Origin of the sequence: Corynebacterium macclintockiae (genome assembly GCF_027570165.1) — a bacterium.
GTDB lineage: Bacteria > Actinomycetota > Actinomycetes > Mycobacteriales > Mycobacteriaceae > Corynebacterium > Corynebacterium macclintockiae.
This window is the reverse complement of the sequence record NZ_JAKMUV010000018.1, coordinates 1-19,429: the sequence shown is the minus strand read 5'-3', so window position 1 is coordinate 19,429 and position 19,429 is coordinate 1. Positions and strand designations below refer to the sequence as shown.

Below are 19,429 nucleotides of genomic sequence, written 5' to 3'. Positions count from 1 at the left end.
CTACAGAGAGGCCATAGTGACCATCATCGATCGTCAAGCTCAGACATCCGCAGAGCGCAGTACCCACGAAAATTCCGTCCGCGACATCGTCGGGATCGGCATCGGCCCCGGAAACCTCGGGCTCGCGGTAGCTATCGAAGAGCAAGCTCCAGAACTCGATGCACTCTTTGTGGAAGCCCGCCCGGAATTCAACTGGCACCCAGGCATGCTCCTCGAAGGATCCAACATGCAGATCAGCTTCCTTAAAGACCTGGTTACGGTGCGCAATCCGCAGAGCCGCTTCAGCTTCATCAACTACTTGCATCACAGCGACCGCTTGATTGATTTCATTAACCGCCAAACCTTCACCCCGGAACGCGTGGAATTCGCCGATTACCTCCGATGGATCGCGGATCACATCACCGTGGACACGCAGTACAACACCACCGTGACGTCCATCGAGACGCTTCCGGAACTGGCCGCAGACGGAGCTCGTTTTGTGGTGCACGTCCGCAGGAAGTTAGGAAGCGGTGAGTCCGAAGGGCAGCGAGCTCAGCAGTCGGAGTCCATTCGCTGCCGCAACGTGGTGGTTGCCCGCGGGCTGGAAGCCAAGATGCCTGCGTGGGCAGAGGACAGCTCCTTGGACACCTCGCGCATCTTCCACAACATCGATTTGCTCCCGCGCACCAAGAAGCTGCTGAACAGTGGGTGGGATATCCGCCGAGCTTTGGTGATCGGCGCGGGCCAGTCCGCAGCCGAGGCCATCCGGTACTTCCACGATTGCCCGCATATCGATACCGTCACGGGCAGCTTGAACAGCTACGGCTTCATCCCCGCCGATGACAGCCCCTTCGCCAATCGGGTGTTCGACCCGGAGGCCGTTGATGACTTCTTCCATGCGCCCGATGCGATCCGCAACGAGCTGTTGATCCGCCACCGGTACACCAATTACGCCTGCGTGGAATCTGAGCTCCTCGATGAGCTCCACGACCGTCAGTATCGGGAAAGCGTCACCGGGCGTCAGCGGCTCGATATTCGCCGGACCACGGAGGTGCTCGGTGCGCGTAATTGTTCCGACGGCAGCGTCGACGTGGACATTCGCCACCGAGTAACCGGAGACGTGGTGACAGAAAACTTTGACGTGGTGGTGTGCGCCACGGGCTTCCGATCTCGCGGTCTTGCGGGGATTCACGCTGATAGTCACGGCAGTGAAGAATTCACCGTCACTAGGGATTACGGCGCCGTGCTCAATGGCGAGCGCGTGCCAGGACTCTTCGTGCAGGGAGCAACTGAGGCCACGCATGGACTCGGTTCCACGTTGCTCTCCAACATCGCGACCCGCTCCGGGGAACTGGTGGAGGCCATCACGGGTCAGCAACGCACGCATCGTGCGCCGGCGGATGAAGATCTCCGCTCCGAGCAACATCGGGATTCTTCGCACCTGATCGCAGGCTGATTTTCCCGAGCCGTGCTCCGCTTGAGGTTGGCTGACACCTAGCCCGACGTCCGCCATCCGCGTCTGATTCCCTGTTTCCCCATCAACCGAAAGGCTCTTTGTGCCCACCCGATCGTCTGCTCACACTCCGTTTTCCTCTGGCGATACGCTTGCTTCTCGAGATGGCGGCGCCGTCATCGGTCATGGCCGCAGTGAACAGGATCGGATCGCCCAGCAGCGCATATGGAATGACACGGATCAGGATCGCGATCGCCCGGACCTGATTAGCCTGCTCCTGCAGCATGCGCAGGAGACCCCGGATGCGCTCGCAGTGGTGGATGACCGGCACAGACTGACCTATGCGCAGCTCGTCGCCCATGCAACTGCTGTAGCGCGAAATTTGCGGGAACACGGTATTGACGCTGGTCAGAGTGTGGGAATCTCCCTGCCGCGCAGCGCGGAGATGGTGGTGGGTATCGTCGCCACGTTGCTCGCCGGTGGCAGTTTTGTCCCGCTAGACCCCTCGTGGCCGCAGGCGCGCCGGGAATCCGTCACCCACGATGCCAGCCTGAGCTTCGTACTCACGCCGGACAACTGCGCGCTCACCGAAGACGCGCTATTCGACCTCGATGCCACCCGCGAGCTGTTCACCCCGCCGTCCACGGACAGCGTTGCGTACGTCATCTTTACCTCTGGCAGCACCGGCCGCCCAAAGGGCGCAATGATCCGCCACGGTGCGATCGTGGAGCGCTTGCTCTGGCAGCGCGATCAGATCCTGTTCTTCGGCCGCGATGATGCCTCCCTGTTCAAGGCACCGCTGGCCTTTGATATCTCCATCAATGAGATCTTCCTGCCGCTGGTTTGCGGGGGCCGCGTGGTGGTGGCCGCGCCGGGCGTGGAGCAAGACCCCCAACGCTTGGCCCGCCTCATCCATCGCGAGGGCGTGACGTTTGCGTATCTGGTTTCGAGTGTTCTCGACGTCATGCTCAAACAGGCCGAAGGCACGAATCTATTAGACAGCTTGCGGCATGTCTGGTGTGGCGGAGAGATGCTCACCCAGGCGCTGTTCCGTCGCTTTCGCCAGCAGCTGGCCATCCCGCTGTACCACGGGTACGGGCCAGCGGAAGCTACCATCGGTGTCTCCCACGTCATCTACCGTGACGACGAGGATCGCCTCAACACGAGCATCGGTGTGGCCAATCCCAACTGTCGGCTCTATGTGCTCGATGAGCACCTGCGGGTGGTTCCAGACCAAGAAATTGGTGAACTCTATGTGGCCGGATTCCTGCTGGCCAAGGGGTATATCAATGCCCCAGGACTCACGGCCAGCCGCTTTGTTGCGGATGTGTTTGCGTCGGACGGAACCCGGATGTACCGCACGGGAGACCTGGTGCGCCGGCACAACGACGGCTCGCTGGAATTCGTGGGGCGGGCCGATAATCAGGTGAAAATCCGTGGCATGCGTCTGGAGTTGGAGGACGTGGAATCTGCGCTGGTGGGACACCCAGATGTGGAGGCGGCGAGCGTGATTGCTCGGGAGGGGCGACTGCTGGGCTACGTGACGGTGACTGCGGGCCTCGTGGGTGCTGCGATCCGTAGTTGGTGTGCCGAGGTACTGCCCGAATACATGGTGCCCGCGATTATCACCGTCATGGATGAGTTGCCGCGGACGGCCAACGGAAAAGTGGATCGGAAGGCACTGCCGGAACCTGATTGGAGCTCGCTCACTGATGCCCCGGCCGATGCTGAACGTGACGGGGAAACCGTTGCTCTGCTCGCGGAGGCAATGGCTGAAGCATTGGGGGTTAGCGCGGTGGGTGCGGAGACGGACTTCTTCGATATCGGTGGCGATAGCCTGCGGGCCATCACCCTGGTCTCGGCTCTGGGACGGCGCGGGGTGGAGGTGAGTGTGGGAGATATTTTCTCTGCGCGCACTCCACAGCAACTGGCTCGGTGCGCCGAAGAGCGCGGAACCTTCGTGCAGGATCCAGACGATGAACCAACCGGTGAGGTGCAGTCGCTGCCGATTCTGCGCTGGTTCGATTCCATTACTGATCACGTGGACGGCTTCATTCAGTCCGTGGAGTTTTCAGTTCCAGAAGATGTGGATGCGCAGCTGGCCGGGCGAATGGTGGCTGACGTGCTGCAGGCGCACCCTGCACTGCGGGCCCGTGTGCAGCGGAATCCCTTGCGGCTGGAACTCCCGGAGGAATCTGCCGAAGAAGCGGTGGCGATCCACCCCACCACGGACATCGCTGCGCTTTCTGAACTGCTGGATCCGGCAGTCGGAGTGGTGGTAGCGGCTGGGCTGGTGCCCGGAAGATTGCGCCTTGTGGTGCATCACCTGGTGGTCGATGGCGTGTCATGGAACATTATCGGCGAGGACCTCGCCGCGGCGTATCGCGGGGAACAGCTCGCGCCGGAGCGGACGTCCCTGCGCCGATGGACGCAGCTGCTGCAACAGGCCGTTGATACTGGCGAATTCGCGGAGGATGCCAATAGTTCCCTGCCCCCATTGCCGAGTGCAGATGAACCTCTGCGGGACCCGCAGGTGCCAGCGCTTGCTGATAGTCCCGAGAAAGCGCCCACAGTCCGTGAGGAGCGCAGCGTGGTACATGAGGCATCAGTGCAGATCACGGACGAATTACTGGGTGCGGTGCCCCACGCTTTCCGCACGGGGGCGAATTCCGTATTGCTTACGGCATTGAGCGTGGCGTTGGCGCGTTGGCGTCGAAACAAACAAACATGGACCCTGGTGGAGATGGAGGGGCACGGCCGCGAAACCCGATTCGTACCCGGGCCACAGGGCAGGGAAGCAGACCTTTCACGCACGGTGGGCTGGTTCACCTGCCTATATCCCATGCTGATCGACCCCACCCGGGCGGCAGTGCAGGAGGCCTCCACAGAGGTCGAGGGCAGCATCGCCCCGCTAGCGCTGGCACTCAACGCAGTGAAAGACCAGCTCGCGGCCATCCCCGGCAACGGCGTTCCTTACCAGGCCCACACCTGGTTGCATCAGTCCGCGAAGACCCCTCCGCAGGCACAGGTGCTGTTCAACTACTTGGGGCGCGTATCCGCAGGAGCACAAGATTTCGCTCCCGCGGGTTCCACCGGCCAACTCGGCGAGCAACGCGACCCGGACCAGCCGTTGGTCCGCGAGCTGGAGTTCAACGCGATCGCCGAAGACACCGGCGAGGGATACGTCCTGCGCACCACGATCTCCTGGGCGCGCGGCAGGATCTCCCCCGAACGGATCGACGAATTGGTCGCGCACTGGGATGTGGCATTGCGCGAGGTGGCAGCGCTTGCCGATCACGGCGTGTTGTCCGTGGGCGACGTTGCCCCCGCACCCGTGAACTCTGCGGACCTGGCACGAATCACTGCGCAGAGCTCCGCGGAGCTGCAGGACGTGCTGCCGCTGACCCCGCTGCAGCACGGCATGTACTTCCACTCGCTATTCGAGGAATCGGCCAGCTCGTATGTGGAGCAACAGGTCTTGCGGGTGGAATGCAGCGAACCGTTTGACCGGGAGCGATTCGCCCGCGCTGCGCGTAATTTGATCCGACGCCACCCCGCACTGAGCACCCGCCCTTGGGAAACTGACGGTGGCGATGTGGTTGCCGTGATTGATCCGGGGATTGCCGAGCATTTGCGGGTGGACTTTCGGGACGTGACGGTGCCTGCCGAGTTGGCTGGGCCTGGATTAGACGGGTGGCTCGTGCAGCGTACGGAAGAGATTGCCGCTGATGACCTCTCGCGGGGAATCTCCTTGCAGCCGCCCGGTGATGCCGCGCCCGAGCCGCTCATGCGATGGACCGTTGTGCTCCCGACCAGTGTCGATGGTGCGGTGTGTGGCCAGGACATCGCCGTGATCCAGACGGTGCATCACCTGATCGCCGACGGATGGTCCGTGCCCATCATGCTGCGGGATCTCCTGGAGATCTACCGGGATGACGATGCCCGAATCCCGCGCTACGACCCGGACGCCGGAATGGCCGGCAGCGTGCGATGGGTGGCGCGCAGAGACGCGGAAGCCGATATGTCCGTCTGGCGCGAGGAAATGCGCGAGGTACGCCCCACGGTGCTGTGCCCTAATCCTTCGAGTTCGCTCGAGCGCCGGGAGTTGCTGGTAGACGATCCGCGGACTGTTGGCTTGTCTGAGCGTGCTCGGGCAGCGGGTGTGGGCCTGCCGGATGTGGTGCACGCGGCGTGGGGGCTGGTCCTTCGCACCTTGGTGGGCTGCGAACCTGGGGCTGACGTGGTGTTTGCCACTTCCGTTTCCGGCCGTGACATTCCCGTTCTTGGCGTGGCCGATGCCGTGGGCATGCAGCTCAACACCATCCCGGTGGTCGCGCCGGGGCAATCTGATCCCACCCTGCCGGTGACCAGCATGCTGCACGCCATGGTCCATCACAACAATCAGGTCCGCGATGTGCAGCACGTCAGCCTGGCTGATATTGCCCGCGACCTGGGAACCAACGCCAGCGAACTGCTGGATACGTTGATGGTGGTGGAGGTGCCGCTATCTCCACAGGACGTGGGCTGCCCCGGCTCGCCACTACAGGTTGCTGACGTGCGCAACAATGGCGCGCCGCACTTTCCCCTGTCCGTCGTGGTCAACCCTTCCGCTGAGCACCCACTGCGCCTGATCTACGATCCGCAGCGAATCACCGAGGTACGTGCCGAAAGGATCGCGCAGATGCTCGCGGTGAGTGTGGATTCTTTGCTGTCTGAATCCGGTGCGGTGGCGACCGTGGGTGAGGTTGCAGAGGCGTTGGGTGCGGTATCTGGTGTGGACACGCTTCCTTCTTTGTGGCGACGCAGCTTCGAGCACTCCCGCGACCGGCCCGCCCTGACCAGCATCGGAGAAGACGGTGCTGCGGAGCATTGGACCTACGAAGAACTAGACGACGCCGCTCAGCGTATACGCGCTGTGCTGGACCGGAAGGTTGCCATCCACACCCCGAGAGTAGCCCTGCTCATGGAGCGCGATGCGTGGCAGGTTGCGGCCATTCTGGCGACCACGATGTCCGCCGGCACCTACGTTCCCGTGGATCCGTTGTCCCCGCAAGCGCGGGTGGAATTGATCCTGGAGGATTGCCAGCCCGATGCCGTGCTGGTGTCTCCCAGCGCGGAAAAAATGGTCTCTGAGCTGGTAGATTGTCCCGTCCTCGTGGTCAGTGAACAGACGATGAGCGGGGAAGCGAAGCCGCCTGCGGGCCGGTCGGCAAGCGTGGCCCGTGCCAATGACATCGCCTACGTGATCTACACCTCCGGCTCCACAGGGCGGCCGAAGGGCGTGGCCGTCACACACGCCAACGTGACCGCGATGCTGGGCAATGCTCGCAGCCACGTGGAGTTTTCGCAGGAGGACGTGTGGTCGATCAGCCACAGCTTCGCCTTTGACTTTTCGGTGTGGGAGATGTGGGCAGCGCTGAGCTCCGGCGGGCGTGCCGTGGTGATGCCGTATGCGCTGATGCGCTCGCCCGAGGATGCCGCAGAGGTGTTGCGTGCCGAAGCCATCACGGTGCTGAGCCAGACCCCAACCGCCTTTGCCGCGTTGGAGCCGCACCTCGGGCAGGACTCTGCGGTGCGCACGGTGATCTTCGGCGGCGAGGCCTTGGAGGCCCGCGCGGAGGCTGCCTACTGCAGTGCTCATCCGAATGTTCGGTTTATCAACATGTATGGCATCACGGAGACGACAGTGCACGTCACAGCACACGAATGCTCCGAGAATGCAGGGGAGGCCCGCAGCCCGATCGGCCGCCCGATGGACGGGTTGCGTACCTATGTTCTGGACGCGCAATTACAGCCGGTGCAGCCTGGAGAGACCGGCATGATGTACGTTGCCGGGCCGCAGGTCACCGCGGGTTATTGGGGGCTTGCTTCTACCACGGCCTCCCGCTTCGTGGCCGATCCTTTCGTTGGCGGCGGCGCGCGGATGTACTGCAGCAATGACATGGCAAAGGTGCTGAACAACGGTCATCTGGATTACGTGGGCCGCGCCGATAGGCAGGTGCAGCTGCGCGGTTATCGCGTGGAGCTGGGGGAGATCGAGAGCGCGCTGGAGAAGGTCAGCGGTGTGCGGGAGGCCACCGTGGTGGTCGTCGATCTGCCCGAAGGCCAGGTGCCGGGTGCGTTGTTGATTACGGATTCTCGTGCCGACGCAAAGGCGATCACCTCCCGAGCTGCCGCAGCGGCCCGAGACGCGCTCCCTGCCTACATGGTTCCGCAGCTATTCGCGGTGAGTACGCAGGTGCCGCAGACCATCAATGGCAAGCGGGATGAGCGCGCGATCCTGGACCTTCTGGGTGAGATTCCTGCTGCTCAGCAGGCTTCGGGCACCTCGGATCTGGTGGAGGCGATCTCGCAGGCAATTGCTGATGCACTTCGCTTGGACCGCGCCGAGGTGGAGCCGGACTCGGACTTCTTCCGCTTAGGTGGAGACAGTATTCTTGCCATCCGCGTTACTCACGCGCTGGCGCGCGCTGATCTCAACGTGACTCCGCGGGACTTCTTCTTGGGCCGCACGCCACGCAAGATTGCCGAGCGGGTCACGCCGCAGGCCACCCAGCAGAAAATCCAGGAAACAAGGCAGAGCCAGGAAGAAGCCCTGCCCAAGGACGGGCACCAGGAGATCTCGGGGGCTTTCCCCATCCCGGCGATGCTGCGCAGGCAGATGGAAAGAGGCATGAGCGACCGCTTTGTGCAGGCGCGCCGCTTGGATCTGGGGCCAGTCGCTGTGGAGGACTTGGAACAGGCCCTGCAGCAGGTAGCGCAGGCACATCCGATGCTTCGTACGCGCGTGGACACCAATTCTGCGTTCGCGCACTTTGTTGGTGCCGAGGGAGACGGCCCTATGGTTGTGCGGGCTTTGGACGTGGATGCATTGATCGATCACATCGATATTGCTGCTGGTCGTAGCGTGGTGCTCGGGTGTGTGGATGGGTACGTCAAGGCCGTTGCTCATCACGCGGTGATCGATAGCGCCAGTTGGATGATTCTGGAAGACGATCTGCGCGATGCGCTCGCAGGGCGCAGGATTCTCTCCGGGCAGGCGAGCTACAAGGATCTTTGCCTGCAAGAACTGCACGATGCTCACACCGCAGCAGCTCAGGATGCCCTGCACTGGAGTGAACTGGCTACGCTGCCACGGCCCGTCGAGGACTCGAACCAGTGGAGTACGGATCATGTGAGCACGCTCGAAGTGAACATTGACGGACAGACCGCGCAGGTCCTGCAGAGCGTTGCACCCGACGTGATGGGTGTGGACGTTCAGGACCTCGTGGCAGGACTGGTGACCGTCGCGGTGGCTCGAACAATGGGCACGGACGCGCGGAGCTGGGCCGTGGACGTAGAAGGCCACGGACGTCCGGCTGATCATTCCTATGGTCGAACCCTCGGATGGTTTACCACCATCGCGCCGGTGGAAATCCCGTTGGCTGATCCAGCGGATGCAGCACGTGCCGCAGCGGAAATGCGCGCGCTCCACGAGGACGGCACAGCCCCGGACCGCCGCACTTATCAGGCACTGCGATACACACACCCGCAAGGGCAGCGAACCCTGGCCCATGGGGCACAGATCCTGGTCAACTACCTCGGACGGGGAGAGACTGGCGCTGTCCTCCACGCGCCGGGCGATGCCGCCTGCCAGTGGACGGATTACCTGGTGGAGGCCGATGTGTGGTCTAGCGAGCGGGCCGTAAGCATGGAGCTGTCCGTGGTGAATGCGGTGATTTCCGCCGAGCGTTTGCGCAGCGCCATCGGCGAGGTTGCTCGCGAGTTGCAGGAGCACGTCAGCCGCGAGCAATCCTCAGGACGCCGCGCTCCGCTGAGCGTGCTGCAGCGCGGAATCTGGTTCCAGTCACAGGTGGCAGCACCGGGTGCCTACGTTGCACAGACTGCGTTGACGTTTGACCGGAGACTGGATGCCGAGGCCGTGGTGGAAGCCTTCCGGGACACAGTGACCGTGCATCCAGCCATGGGCGCGGAGTTCCACACCGATGCTTCCGGCCAACCCGTGCAGAACTTGCCGTGGAGTGGACAGGGCATTGACCTCCCCGTCGAGACCACCGAAGGGGATCTCGAGGCGATCATGCACGCTGATCGCAGCGCGGGCATCGATCTCGCATCCGTGCCGCTGGCGAAGGCAACCATCGTCACCGGCCGAAGTGACGGACAGCCTGGCGACACGCTGCTTCTTACCTACCACCTGGTTCTGGTCGATGGTTGGTCGCGTGCAGTGATGCTGCAAACCTTCCTCGAGAGGCTGACGTTGAGGTCCGGCCAGGCCCGCACGCAGGGTGCGGGAGAGTTGGTTCCTCGCGGTTGTTCTATTGCTGACGCCCTGCTCGAGTCCGTTGACACTCGCAAAGAGCAGGCAGATAGCGACTATTGGGTACATCGCCTAGAGACGTTGTCTCAGCCCACGCTCGTTGCCCCGCAGGCCGCGGATATCTCTTCAGAGCACGCTGGTAGCGAGTTGCCTCGCCAGGTGTTTGCCGAGGTCAGCGAGCAGCTGACCGGCGCACTGCAGGAAAAGATCCGGGCGCAGGCCGTGACGTTGACCTCCGTGGTCAACGCAGCCGTGGCCGTGGCCTTGGGTGCTGTCACAGGGGATTCGGATGTGGTGTTTGGTCAGTCTGTCAGTGGCCGCGATGCCTTGAGCGACCCCGCCATGTCTGATGTGGTGGGAGTGCTGCTCAACACAGTGCCAGTGCGAGTGACAGCTCGGCCCGGCCAGAGCATAGAAGAACTGGTCCAGGATGTTTATCGCCAGCGCATCGAGGATATGGACCACGATTCCGCGGACCTCGGCGCCATCCAGCGGCAGCTGGGGGTAGGCACGCTGTTCGATTCCATGGTGGTGGTGCAGAACTTCCTCGATCCGCAGGCAGCAGCGGAACTTCGGGAACGCCACGGGGTTGTGGAGGAGCGCGCGGAAGATTCCACGCACTTCCCTCTGACCTGGGGTATTCACTCCGGGGCCGAAGCTGGGCATCAAGCTGGAATTCCGCCACGACGTGGTGGACGAGTCCCTCGCACATTCCGTGCTCAAGGCCGCGACCGAAGTCCTGACCGCGTTTGTGGACACACCAGAGGTCCCGCTCGCTCAGCTGGCCCAGTTGGCGCCAGCCCGAGCGGAGGATTCTTCCCCGCAAAGCACGACGGAGCAGATGGCTTCCTGGCAGAAGGCCGAAGGCATTGACCGCACCATTGCGGATGAGCTCAAGGACACCGCCCAGCGCTTCCCAGATCGCATCGCGCTAGCGGATGACGCACAGCAGTGGACGTTCGGTGAGCTGATTGCTCGCTGTTCCGACATTGCGGAAAAGATCAAGAATTGCGGCGTGACCAGCGGCGATACTGTCGCCATTGCGGTGGAGCGCTCCGCGCATTCGGTGGTGGCTCTGCTGGGAGCCCTGTGGGCAGGGGTGCGCTACGCGCCGCTTGATCTGACGCACCCCGATGGGCGGCTCCGGGTCCTCGTGGAGGACAGCCAGCCCGCAGCCGCGCTGGTGGACTCGAGTTCTCGGGAGCGCATGGAGCGGATCGGTGCGCTTCCTTGCGTCGACGTCACCACTGCCGATTCCCACGCCACCACCCACACGCCTGCGGCGGTGCCCGGGGACGATGCCTACCTGATGTACACCTCCGGATCGACCGGCAAGCCCAAGGGCGTGGTGATCAAGCATCGCGGGCTGCACAACATGCTGGACAATCACCGGCGCAAGATCTTCGCCCCAGCTGCTGCCGATGGGCGGACGTTGCGGATCGCGCATGCCATCAGCTTCGCCTTCGATATGTCGTGGGAAGAGCTGTTTTGGCTGGTGGAAGGCCACGAGGTGCGGATCTTCTCCGAGGATTTGCGACGCGATGCTGCGGCCATGGTTGAGGCCATTCGCGCGCATCAGGTGGATGTCATCAACGTCACCCCGACCGTTGCCGAGCAGCTGCTCGCGGAGGGGATGCTGGAATCCGGCGCGCATCGCCCGCGGCTGGTGCTCTTGGGCGGCGAGGCTGTCTCGCACGGCGTGTGGGAGACCTTGCGAAAGGCCGATGACGTGCGCGGATACAACCTCTATGGACCCACCGAGTACACCATCAACGCCCTGGGTGCTGGCACGGATGAGAGCGCCACGCCCGTGATCGGAATGCCGGTGGATCGCACGGCGGCGTTCGTTTTGGACCCGTGGTTGCGCCCCGTTCCTACAGGAGCGCCGGGTGAGCTCTACCTCGCGGGCAGCGGCTTAGCGCAGGAGTATCATGGGCTCGCGGCGCGCACCGCCAGCTCCATGGTCGCCTGCCCGTGGGGCTCCCCGGGTGAGCGGATGTATCGCACGGGAGACATCGTCCGCGTGCGTGCGGATGGCATGTTCGAGTACCTCGGACGCAGCGACGATCAGGTGAAAATTCGTGGTCACCGCGTGGATCCCGGCGACGTCTCGGCCGCCGTGTCCCGCGGCGTTGATCCCCGCATCCTCCACTGCGTGACCGTTCCTGTTCGTATATCCGACGCCACACTCCTGGCCTGTCACCTCGTGGCCCCACAACTGCGCGATGCGGACCAGGGGGAGCGGCAGAGTTTCCTGACTGGCGTGCGTAATGCATTGCGCGAGGAACTGCCCAGCTACATGATCCCGGATCGATGGTCGATCGTGGATGAGTTGCCGGTGACGTCGAATGGAAAGACCGACCTTGCTGCACTGGGTGAGGGAGAAAGGATCACGGAGAAGGGCCGCGAACCGGCGAACGAAACCGAGGAGATCACGGCGGAGCTGTTTGCCGAATCGCTAGATATTGAGCCCGAGGACGTGCCGGTGGATGCTGATTACTTTGACATGGGTGGGCACTCCATGGCGGTCATCAAGCTCTGCGCACTGCTGCGTGGAGAGCTGGGAGTGGAGGTTGGCGTGCGCGAATTCTACGGTCTGCGGACAGTCGAGCGCGTGGCGGAGTTTGTGGAGGCGCGCTCGTAGATTCAGCCCAGCAATTCGGCGAGTGCCGGGATGATCCCGTGGCGCCACATCGCAGGGTCGTGGCCACCGGGCGTGCGGTGATTGGTGGTGGGAAAGCCGCGGCGTGTCAGGGCATCGGCCACTGCATCCACGTGTCGTTGCATGGGCGGCTCTTCTGCACCGCACGTCAGTACGATGCGTGCCAGACCGGAGCCACTGTGAGCCGCAGGATTTTCGAGTGAGGGGCCAGTGAGCTGTGCGGCAATGTCGCCTCCTGCGGGCCCGTCCGAGAGCGTGTCCGCGAGCTCTGCAGAACGGTCAGCGGACCACCAGACGGCAGGGGACTGGGCGATGGCTCCTTTGATTGCAGGCGTGGTTTCGGTGGAAGCCGTAAGAGCTGCGCGCAGGGCGGAGAGACCGCCGAAGCTTTGCCCCACCAGGACTATGTGGCTGCTGTTGATGATCGGCGGAAGCTCGGTGGCCAGTGCGCTGGCGAATGTTTGGGAGGTGTACTCCTCGCTGCGGTCTTTGGCTGCCGGCAGGAAGACGCGGTTGATCTGGGGGATAAGCCCTGCCGTGACTGCCCGGTCCAGTGCGCCCGTGAGGTCATGCAGATGGATCCAGTCATCGCCATCCAAAAACACCACGGTGGTATCCGCACCGCGGTCATCGAGGCGCGCGGTGCAGCGCCTGCCGAATACCTTCCGGTCGATGGACAGGCGTGCGCCGGGCAAGTCCGCGATGACTTCTGGGGAGCGAGGCGGCCAGAGTGTCTGGTCCACAGAATCGCCGCTCAATAGGCTCGCCTGTGGGCCTGCGCCGTGTGCGTTATGTGGATCGGGATATTTCAGCTCGCCGGATTGAAAGCTATAGGTCACTGCTGAGTGCGCCGGGATGCGCACATCGACGGTGGACATCGATTCGGTGAGCTCGACGTTCGAGCGGTAGGGGTCCGGGAAAACGAGGGCTTCCGCATCCGCGGGCACCGAGATTCGGTGAAGGGTGGTCACGTCCGGGGAGTCTGGCATGAAAATTGCGCCACTTTCATCATTGACTACATAGGTAAACCTAAGCTAACATCCCCTGCATGCGAGTTGCTGTTTTCGGCTATCAGTCGTGGGGACACCGGACGTTGTCTGCGGTCATCAATGCTGGTCATGAAGTAGTTTTGGTAGTTACGCACCCTGCCAGCGATCACCCTTATGAGCAAATGTGGGCAGACTCCGTTGAGGAGCTCGCCAGCGAACATGAGCTCCAGGTGTGTGTCACTGAGCGCGTGGGTCAAGACGTCATTGAGGCGTTGCGCGATGCTGCACCAGACATCATCGTGGCCAACAATTGGCGAACCTGGCTTCCTCCCGAGGTTTTCAGCCTGGCCAAGCACGGCGCATTGAATGTCCACGATGGTCTCCTGCCCGAGTACGCCGGATTTTCGCCCATCCTGTGGGCGCTGTTGAACCGGGAAACTCACGTGGGCGTCACTGTGCACGAGATGGATGAAGTGCTGGACGGCGGACCCATCGTTGCCCAGCGCGCGATCCCCGTGGGTCCGCAGGACACCACCACGGATCTCGTGGCCAAGACCATCGACCTCATCGAGCCCCTCGTGGAACGCGCATTGAGTGACGTCGCCCAAGGCACCGCCACTGCGCAACCTCAAGATCCCACCCGCGCTACGTACTTCCACAAGCGCGGCGAGCAGGAATCTCGCATAGATTTCACCCAACCTGCGGAAGATATCGCCTTGCTGGTCAGGGCGCAGTCCGACCCGTACCCCAATGCTTACTTTGAATTCCGAGGCCAGCGCGTCCGCGTGCTTTCCGCGCACGTCTCGCAGGGCCGCTTCGGCGGAACCCCCGGCCGAGTCACCATCCCTCACGAGGGAGGAATCGCGGTGGTCTGTGGATCGCCCCGTGCCAACGTGCCGGCGCCGGCGATTGTTCTGGATCGTGTTCGTCTCGACGACAACTCGGAACTGACCGCCACCGAATTCTTTGGACATAGGGCTGGATATATCCAACCAAAGGTTTGACCTTTCCCTTTTGTGTACGGGCCACGCCTCGCGCGGAAATCCGTCACCAGTAACAACGGAGAAAAATGACACTCAAGAAGATTCTCGTTAGCACCGCTGCTGTGCTGACCTTGGGCGCGGCACTGACCGCTTGCTCGACTGATGACCAGTCCGGAAATTCCGGGGACTCCCAGGCAGTCAACGCCGAGCAGGGCGCATTCCCCACCACCATCGAGCACCGCTACGGCTCCACCGAAATCAAGGAAGCCCCGCAGCGCGTGGTCTCCTTGGGCTACACGGATCAGGACGCACTGCTGGCGCTGGGAGTTACTCCTGTCTCCGTGAAGTACTGGGACGGAATGACCCCGGATGGTCAGGCTGCGGGCAACTGGTCCAATGACAAGATCGAGGGCGACACTCCTCGGATCGACAAGGACACAGAAGTCAACGCGGAAGCCATCGCCAAGGACAATCCAGACCTCATCGTGGCCGTGTACTCGGACATCGATGAAGACACGTACAAGAAGCTGTCTGAGATCGCCCCTGTCGTCGTACAAAAGGGCGAATACGAAGAACTACAGCAACCATGGGACGTGACCACGGAAGAGATCGGGCAGGCCGTGGGCAAGCCTGAAGAGGCAAAGCGCCAGGTGGAGCAGGTCAAGGAGAAGTTCGCAGAGCTCAAGGGCCGCCACCCAGAATGGGCCGAAAAGGAACTCGGCGTGGCCACTGTCTCCGACGAGAGCCTGGCTGTCTTTGCCGAGGGCGATCCGCGTAGCCGCTTCTTCACCGAGCTGGGATTCAAGATCAACCCGGCCTACGCGGGCATCACCAAGGACAAGTTCTACGGTGAGGTCTCCAAGGAAAACGCAGACCAGATCAACTCTGACGTGCTGGTGTGGGATCAACTGTCTTACTCTCCGAAGCAGAGCAAGGCTTCTGTGACCGAGGATCCGATCGTGGGCAAGCTGCCCGCCGTGAAGGACGGACACAGTGTCTACCTGGAAGGCGACCTGGAAAAGGCCTTCGGATGGCAGACCGTGCTGAGCCTGAACTACCTGCTGGACAAGATCGAGCAGCCGTTGGCAGACGCCACGAAGTAGTCTGAATCAACTGCCGAACCGCCCCGCTTGAACGTGCTGGGGCGGTTTTGCTGTTGCTGGCTAGGGGACGGGCACTCATGGGGATAACGGATGCACGCTAGGGGCGAGCTGCCTGTATTCCGGTCAGAAACCGGGGTAAGAATAGACCAGTTGTTTTCTAGAAGGGATTCCCTGTGCACTTAAGCGACCTCATGGACGCCACCACCCTGCTCTAGAACTTTGGCGGCTGGGCGCTCGGCGGCATTGCGCTGATTATCTTTATTGAATCCGGCGTGCTCTTCCCGTTCCTCCCCGGCGATTCCATGCTGGTCACCGCGGCAATCTTGCGCGATCAGCTGGGCTTGAACGTTCCGATTCTGGTGGGCGTGGCCATCGTCGCGGCGTTCTTGGGCGACCAGGTAGGTTTCTGGCTCGGCCACCGCTTTGGCCGCAAGTTGTTTAAGCCCGACGCCAAGATCCTCATAACCGAGCACCTCGAACAAGCCGAGGCTTTCTTCCTGAAGTACGGGCCGTTGGCTCTGGTACTGGGGCGCTTCATCCCGATCGTGCGTACCTACATTCCCGTGGCCGCTGGTACCGCGGAGATGCCGTACAAGAAGTTCGTGGGATGGAACGTCACGGGTGCAGTGCTGTGGATTGTCAGCATGGTCGGCATTGGCGTGCTGCTGGGGGATATCCCGGGCATTGCGGATCGCATCGACATGATCGCCATCGTCATCGTGCTGGTGTCTGTGACTCCGGTGGTGATTTCCGCGATGATCAACTGGCGGAAGTCCAAGAAGACTCCCGCCCAGGAGCTGATGGAGGACTAAGCCCTGATCGTCACTTGGGGACGATCAGCGGACCGCCGGTGACAGGATCCTCGATGACTAGCGCGTTGAGGGCAAACGCCTCGAGCAGTAGCTCTGGGGTAATGACCTCGCTGGGACGCCCGGTGGCGAGGACCTGTCCATCCTTCATCACCACGAGATTATCGCTGTAGCGTACAGCCAAGTTGAGATCGTGCAGCACCATCACCACAGTCCGATCCAGCTCTCGGCGTAGACGCTGCACCAGCTCCAAAATCTCTACCGACGTGGCCAGATCCAGGTAGGTGGTGGGCTCGTCCAGGAACAGGATGTCCGTGTTCTGCGCAAGAACCATGGAGATCCACACACGCTGCCGCTGCCCTCCGGACAGAGAATCCAGGGTGCGCTCCGCCAGCCCCATCGAGCCAGTCATTTCCAGCGCCTTGTGCACCTCGGCTTCGTCCGTGGACGACCACTGACGGATCCACGATTGGTGTGGGTGCCGACCGCGCGAGACGAGATCAGCCACGTTGAGTCCCTCCGGGGCGGTAGGGGTTTGTGGCAGCACGCTGATGGTCCGTGCGAGGTCCTTGCGCCTGATGGATGAGATATCGGCGCCGTCTAACAGCACTTCGCCCTCATTCGCCGGAAGGAGACGAGACATGGCTCGCAACAACGTGGATTTGCCGCAGCCATTGGGGCCGATGATTGTGGTGATCTGCCCGCGAGGAAAGTCCACGTCCAAGCCTTTGATGACCGTCCGGTCGCCGTAGCCCACGGCGAGGCCGCGTGCGCTCATGCTGTGCTTCTGAGTCATGTGTCCTTCTTTGTTCGCGGCACTGCTAACTTCCAGGGTGGGATCTTTTCTCATGCCGTGGTTGACCTATTCCGTTGGACCAGCAAATAAATAAGGAACGCACCGCCGATTGCCGAGGTGAGAATGCCCACCGGCAGCTCTACGGGCAGAAGAGTTTGGGTGCTGATATCTGCCAGCAGGAGTAGCGCAGCGCCGGTCAGCGCAGAGGCCAGAAGCGGTGGTGCAGAGCAGTTGCACAAGCGCAGCGCCACCTGTGGGGCCACGAAGGCGACGAACCCGATGGGGCCAGCGGCCGAGACCGCCACTGCTGCCAAAGCCACGGCAGCGGCGAGCAGAAGCACCTGCACACCCTGGACGTTTTGTCCCAAAGCCCGTGCAGTATCCGAGCCCAGCAAGGTGGCTAAAAGTTGGTGACCAATCCAGGCCAGCAGCGGTGTAAACACCAACACAACAATGGCGATGGGCCACATCTTGGACCAGTCCGCAGTGCTCAGGGAGCCAGTAAGCCAGAACTGCGCGGCCGCGGCATCGCGCAACTCCGTGCGGATCATCAGGAAGTTGATATACGAGGTCAACAGAGCAGAGATGATGATGCCGAACAGCACTAGCCGGAAGGAATCAGTCGATCTCCTCCACGCCAGAGCCCACATCACCGTTGCGGTGACAGCCGCACCAAGCACCGCGGCCAAGGGAATGCCGATGCTGCTGAGCCAGCCGAGGAAACCACCAGCGCCACCACCCAGAGTGATGACGGTGACCGCGGCCGCGGACGCGCCCGTAGTGAAGCCCAAGATATCCGGGCTGGCCAGCGCATTGCGAGTCACGGACTGAGTGAGGGCTCCGGATAATCCCAGCGCACAGCCCACCAGAATGGCCGTCAGCGCACGAGGCATGCGCCAATCCAAAACCACCAGACGCTCAATGCGGGTGCCCTGGCCGGTGAACAGCACCTCCAGCACACGAGCCGGGGACACAGGATAGTCACCCAGGCCGATGGAGACCGCCGCTAGCAAGACGATCGCCACGAGCAGCAATAGAGACACCGTCAACGCGCGAGGGCGCCAGACCACAGAAAATGAGCCCACGCGGAATGGCGGGCGCCCAGGGATAGTGGAAGAGGTAGGGCGGGCAAGGAGGGAACTCATTAAATGGCCACCACCCGGCGTCGATAAATAAGGGCGATGAAGAACGGCGCGCCCACGAACGCGAGGATGATGCCTACTTGCAACTCGCCCGGACGAGCGATCAGACGGCCCACCACGTCTGCGAACAGCATCATCACCGCACCCGTCAGGGCAGAGTAAGGGAGGATCCAGCGGTAATCAGGGCCCGTGATGGCGCGCACGAGGTGCGGGACCACCAGGCCGATGAAGGTGATGGGGCCGGCGGCAGCTGTCGCGGCACCGGCCAGCAGTGCGATCAGAGCCATGCCAATCAGGCGGGCGCGCTGGGTGTTGATGCCCAGTCCGGAGGCGATGTCATCGCCCAGATTCAGGAGGTTTAGCTGCGGTGCCGTGATGAACGCCAGCAGGAGGCCCACCAGGATAAACGGCAGCACGCCGTAGAACACGGTGAGATCCCGGCCCGCGATGGAGCCGACGGTCCAGAAGCGCATGCGATCCAGATTGGCATCGTCAGTGAGGATAAAACCGCTGATGATGGCGCTGAGGACCGCGGACAAAGCCGCGCCGCCGAGGACCAGCGTCATTGGATTGGCCTGTCCTCCTCCTATGGACGCCAAACTAAACACCAACGCAGTAGCAGCGATGGCCCCACCGAACGCCCACATGCTGGTAGCCCACACGGACGTCACACCCAGCAAGGAGAAGCTGGCAACCACGGCCAGGGACGCACCGTAGTTGATGCCGAGAATGCCCGTGTCCGCGAGAGGGTTGCGCGTGTGCCCTTGGATCAATGCACCGGAGGCGCCAAGGGCAGCACCGGCGACTAGGCCCAACAGGGTGCGGGGAATGCGGAGCTCGACGATCACGCGCTGATCCACATTCAGCCCCTCCGCGTGGCCGAACGCCGTGCCGAGATCGCGGAACACGGCGGACACTTCTCCAAAAGGGATCTGCCGTGATCCAAACACGATGCTGGCAACGATGCTGGCGAGCAATAGGAGGAAAAGGACGCCGAGGCCGACGAGGCGACGCGGGATTTTACCTGATGGAGCGCTGGCAGAAGCGTCCGCAGTAGCGTCCGCGCGAGACCCCAGGTGTGATTGAGAAGGGGATTGCGCATGCGGGGTAGAGATAGCCATGCATCCCTCCTTGACGCGTGAAAGTCCATGATCTTAACGGGAGCAAGCTTACGTGAACAAGGTAAGCCTAATCAA

At 62.4% G+C, this 19,429-nt stretch carries 9 protein-coding genes and 1 pseudogene; 6 read left to right on the top strand and 4 right to left on the bottom strand.

Going from position 1 to position 19,429, the window contains the following annotated elements; all coding sequences use genetic code 11:
• Window positions 1–16: 16 nt before the first annotated feature.
• The 3 genes from L8U58_RS09855 (at window position 17) to L8U58_RS09845 (ending at window position 12,393) form a co-directional block, all read left to right on the top strand.
• Complete coding sequence (locus tag L8U58_RS09855) at window positions 17–1,435, top strand: lysine N(6)-hydroxylase/L-ornithine N(5)-oxygenase family protein (protein WP_011274124.1); 1,419 nt, start codon at window positions 17–19, stop codon at window positions 1,433–1,435.
• Window positions 1,436–1,535: 100 nt separating this feature from the next.
• On the top strand, window positions 1,536–10,622 hold the full coding sequence (locus L8U58_RS09850; RefSeq protein WP_269955245.1) for a non-ribosomal peptide synthetase: 9,087 nt from the start codon (window positions 1,536–1,538) through the stop codon (window positions 10,620–10,622).
• The gene (locus L8U58_RS09845; protein ID WP_269955244.1) at window positions 10,591–12,393 is read left to right on the top strand and encodes a non-ribosomal peptide synthetase; all 1,803 of its coding nucleotides are present in this window, start codon (window positions 10,591–10,593) and stop codon (window positions 12,391–12,393) included. Before L8U58_RS09850 ends, L8U58_RS09845 begins: the two co-directional genes overlap by 32 nt.
• 2 nt (window positions 12,394–12,395) lie before the next feature.
• On the opposite strand, the gene L8U58_RS09840 is transcribed toward L8U58_RS09845, so the two are convergent.
• Window positions 12,396–13,400 carry an alpha/beta hydrolase gene (locus L8U58_RS09840; RefSeq protein ID WP_005325324.1) on the bottom strand — a complete coding sequence of 335 codons (1,005 nt, stop codon included), beginning with the start codon at window positions 13,398–13,400 and terminating at the stop codon, window positions 12,396–12,398.
• Between the two features lie 59 nt (window positions 13,401–13,459).
• Between L8U58_RS09840 and L8U58_RS09835 the strand changes: the two genes are divergently transcribed.
• From L8U58_RS09835 to L8U58_RS09825, 3 genes and pseudogenes are all read left to right on the top strand, one after another.
• Window positions 13,460–14,404, top strand: a complete 945-nt coding sequence (locus L8U58_RS09835) for a methionyl-tRNA formyltransferase (RefSeq protein ID WP_005325328.1) — start codon at window positions 13,460–13,462, stop codon at window positions 14,402–14,404.
• Between the two features lie 65 nt (window positions 14,405–14,469).
• The gene (locus L8U58_RS09830) at window positions 14,470–15,486 is read left to right on the top strand and encodes an iron-siderophore ABC transporter substrate-binding protein (protein WP_005291893.1); all 1,017 of its coding nucleotides are present in this window, start codon (window positions 14,470–14,472) and stop codon (window positions 15,484–15,486) included.
• Window positions 15,487–15,659: 173 nt separating this feature from the next.
• A pseudogene (locus tag L8U58_RS09825) lies at window positions 15,660–16,298 on the top strand (DedA family protein).
• A gap of 10 nt (window positions 16,299–16,308) precedes the next feature.
• Here L8U58_RS09825 and L8U58_RS09820 read toward each other — a convergent pair.
• From L8U58_RS09820 to L8U58_RS09810, 3 genes are read right to left on the bottom strand one after another with little or no spacing between them, the layout of a single operon-like run.
• Window positions 16,309–17,091, bottom strand: a complete 783-nt coding sequence (locus tag L8U58_RS09820; protein ID WP_269955243.1) for an ABC transporter ATP-binding protein — start codon at window positions 17,089–17,091, stop codon at window positions 16,309–16,311.
• A gap of 50 nt (window positions 17,092–17,141) precedes the next feature.
• Window positions 17,142–18,236 (bottom strand): FecCD family ABC transporter permease, encoded by a 1,095-nt coding sequence (locus L8U58_RS09815; RefSeq protein ID WP_005325330.1) that lies wholly within the window; start codon window positions 18,234–18,236, stop codon window positions 17,142–17,144.
• Window positions 18,236–19,354, bottom strand: coding sequence for a FecCD family ABC transporter permease (locus tag L8U58_RS09810; protein WP_005325331.1), 1,119 nt, complete (start codon window positions 19,352–19,354; stop codon window positions 18,236–18,238). The genes L8U58_RS09815 and L8U58_RS09810 overlap by 1 nt, the downstream gene beginning before the upstream one ends.
• Between the last annotated feature and the right edge of the window lie 75 nt (window positions 19,355–19,429).

Bases quoted from the DNA above. Each gene is read 5' to 3' on its own strand.
- L8U58_RS09845 (WP_269955244.1), top strand. From the start codon at position 10,591: ATGGCTTCCTGGCAGAAGGCCGAAGGCATTGACCGCACCATTGCGGAT.
- L8U58_RS09840 (WP_005325324.1), bottom strand. From the start codon at position 13,400: ATGCCAGACTCCCCGGACGTGACCACCCTTCACCGAATCTCGGTGCCC.
- L8U58_RS09835 (WP_005325328.1), top strand. From the start codon at position 13,460: ATGCGAGTTGCTGTTTTCGGCTATCAGTCGTGGGGACACCGGACGTTG.
- L8U58_RS09830 (WP_005291893.1), top strand. From the start codon at position 14,470: ATGACACTCAAGAAGATTCTCGTTAGCACCGCTGCTGTGCTGACCTTG.
- L8U58_RS09820 (WP_269955243.1), bottom strand. From the start codon at position 17,091: ATGACTCAGAAGCACAGCATGAGCGCACGCGGCCTCGCCGTGGGCTAC.
- L8U58_RS09815 (WP_005325330.1), bottom strand. From the start codon at position 18,236: ATGAGTTCCCTCCTTGCCCGCCCTACCTCTTCCACTATCCCTGGGCGC.
- L8U58_RS09810 (WP_005325331.1), bottom strand. From the start codon at position 19,354: ATGGCTATCTCTACCCCGCATGCGCAATCCCCTTCTCAATCACACCTG.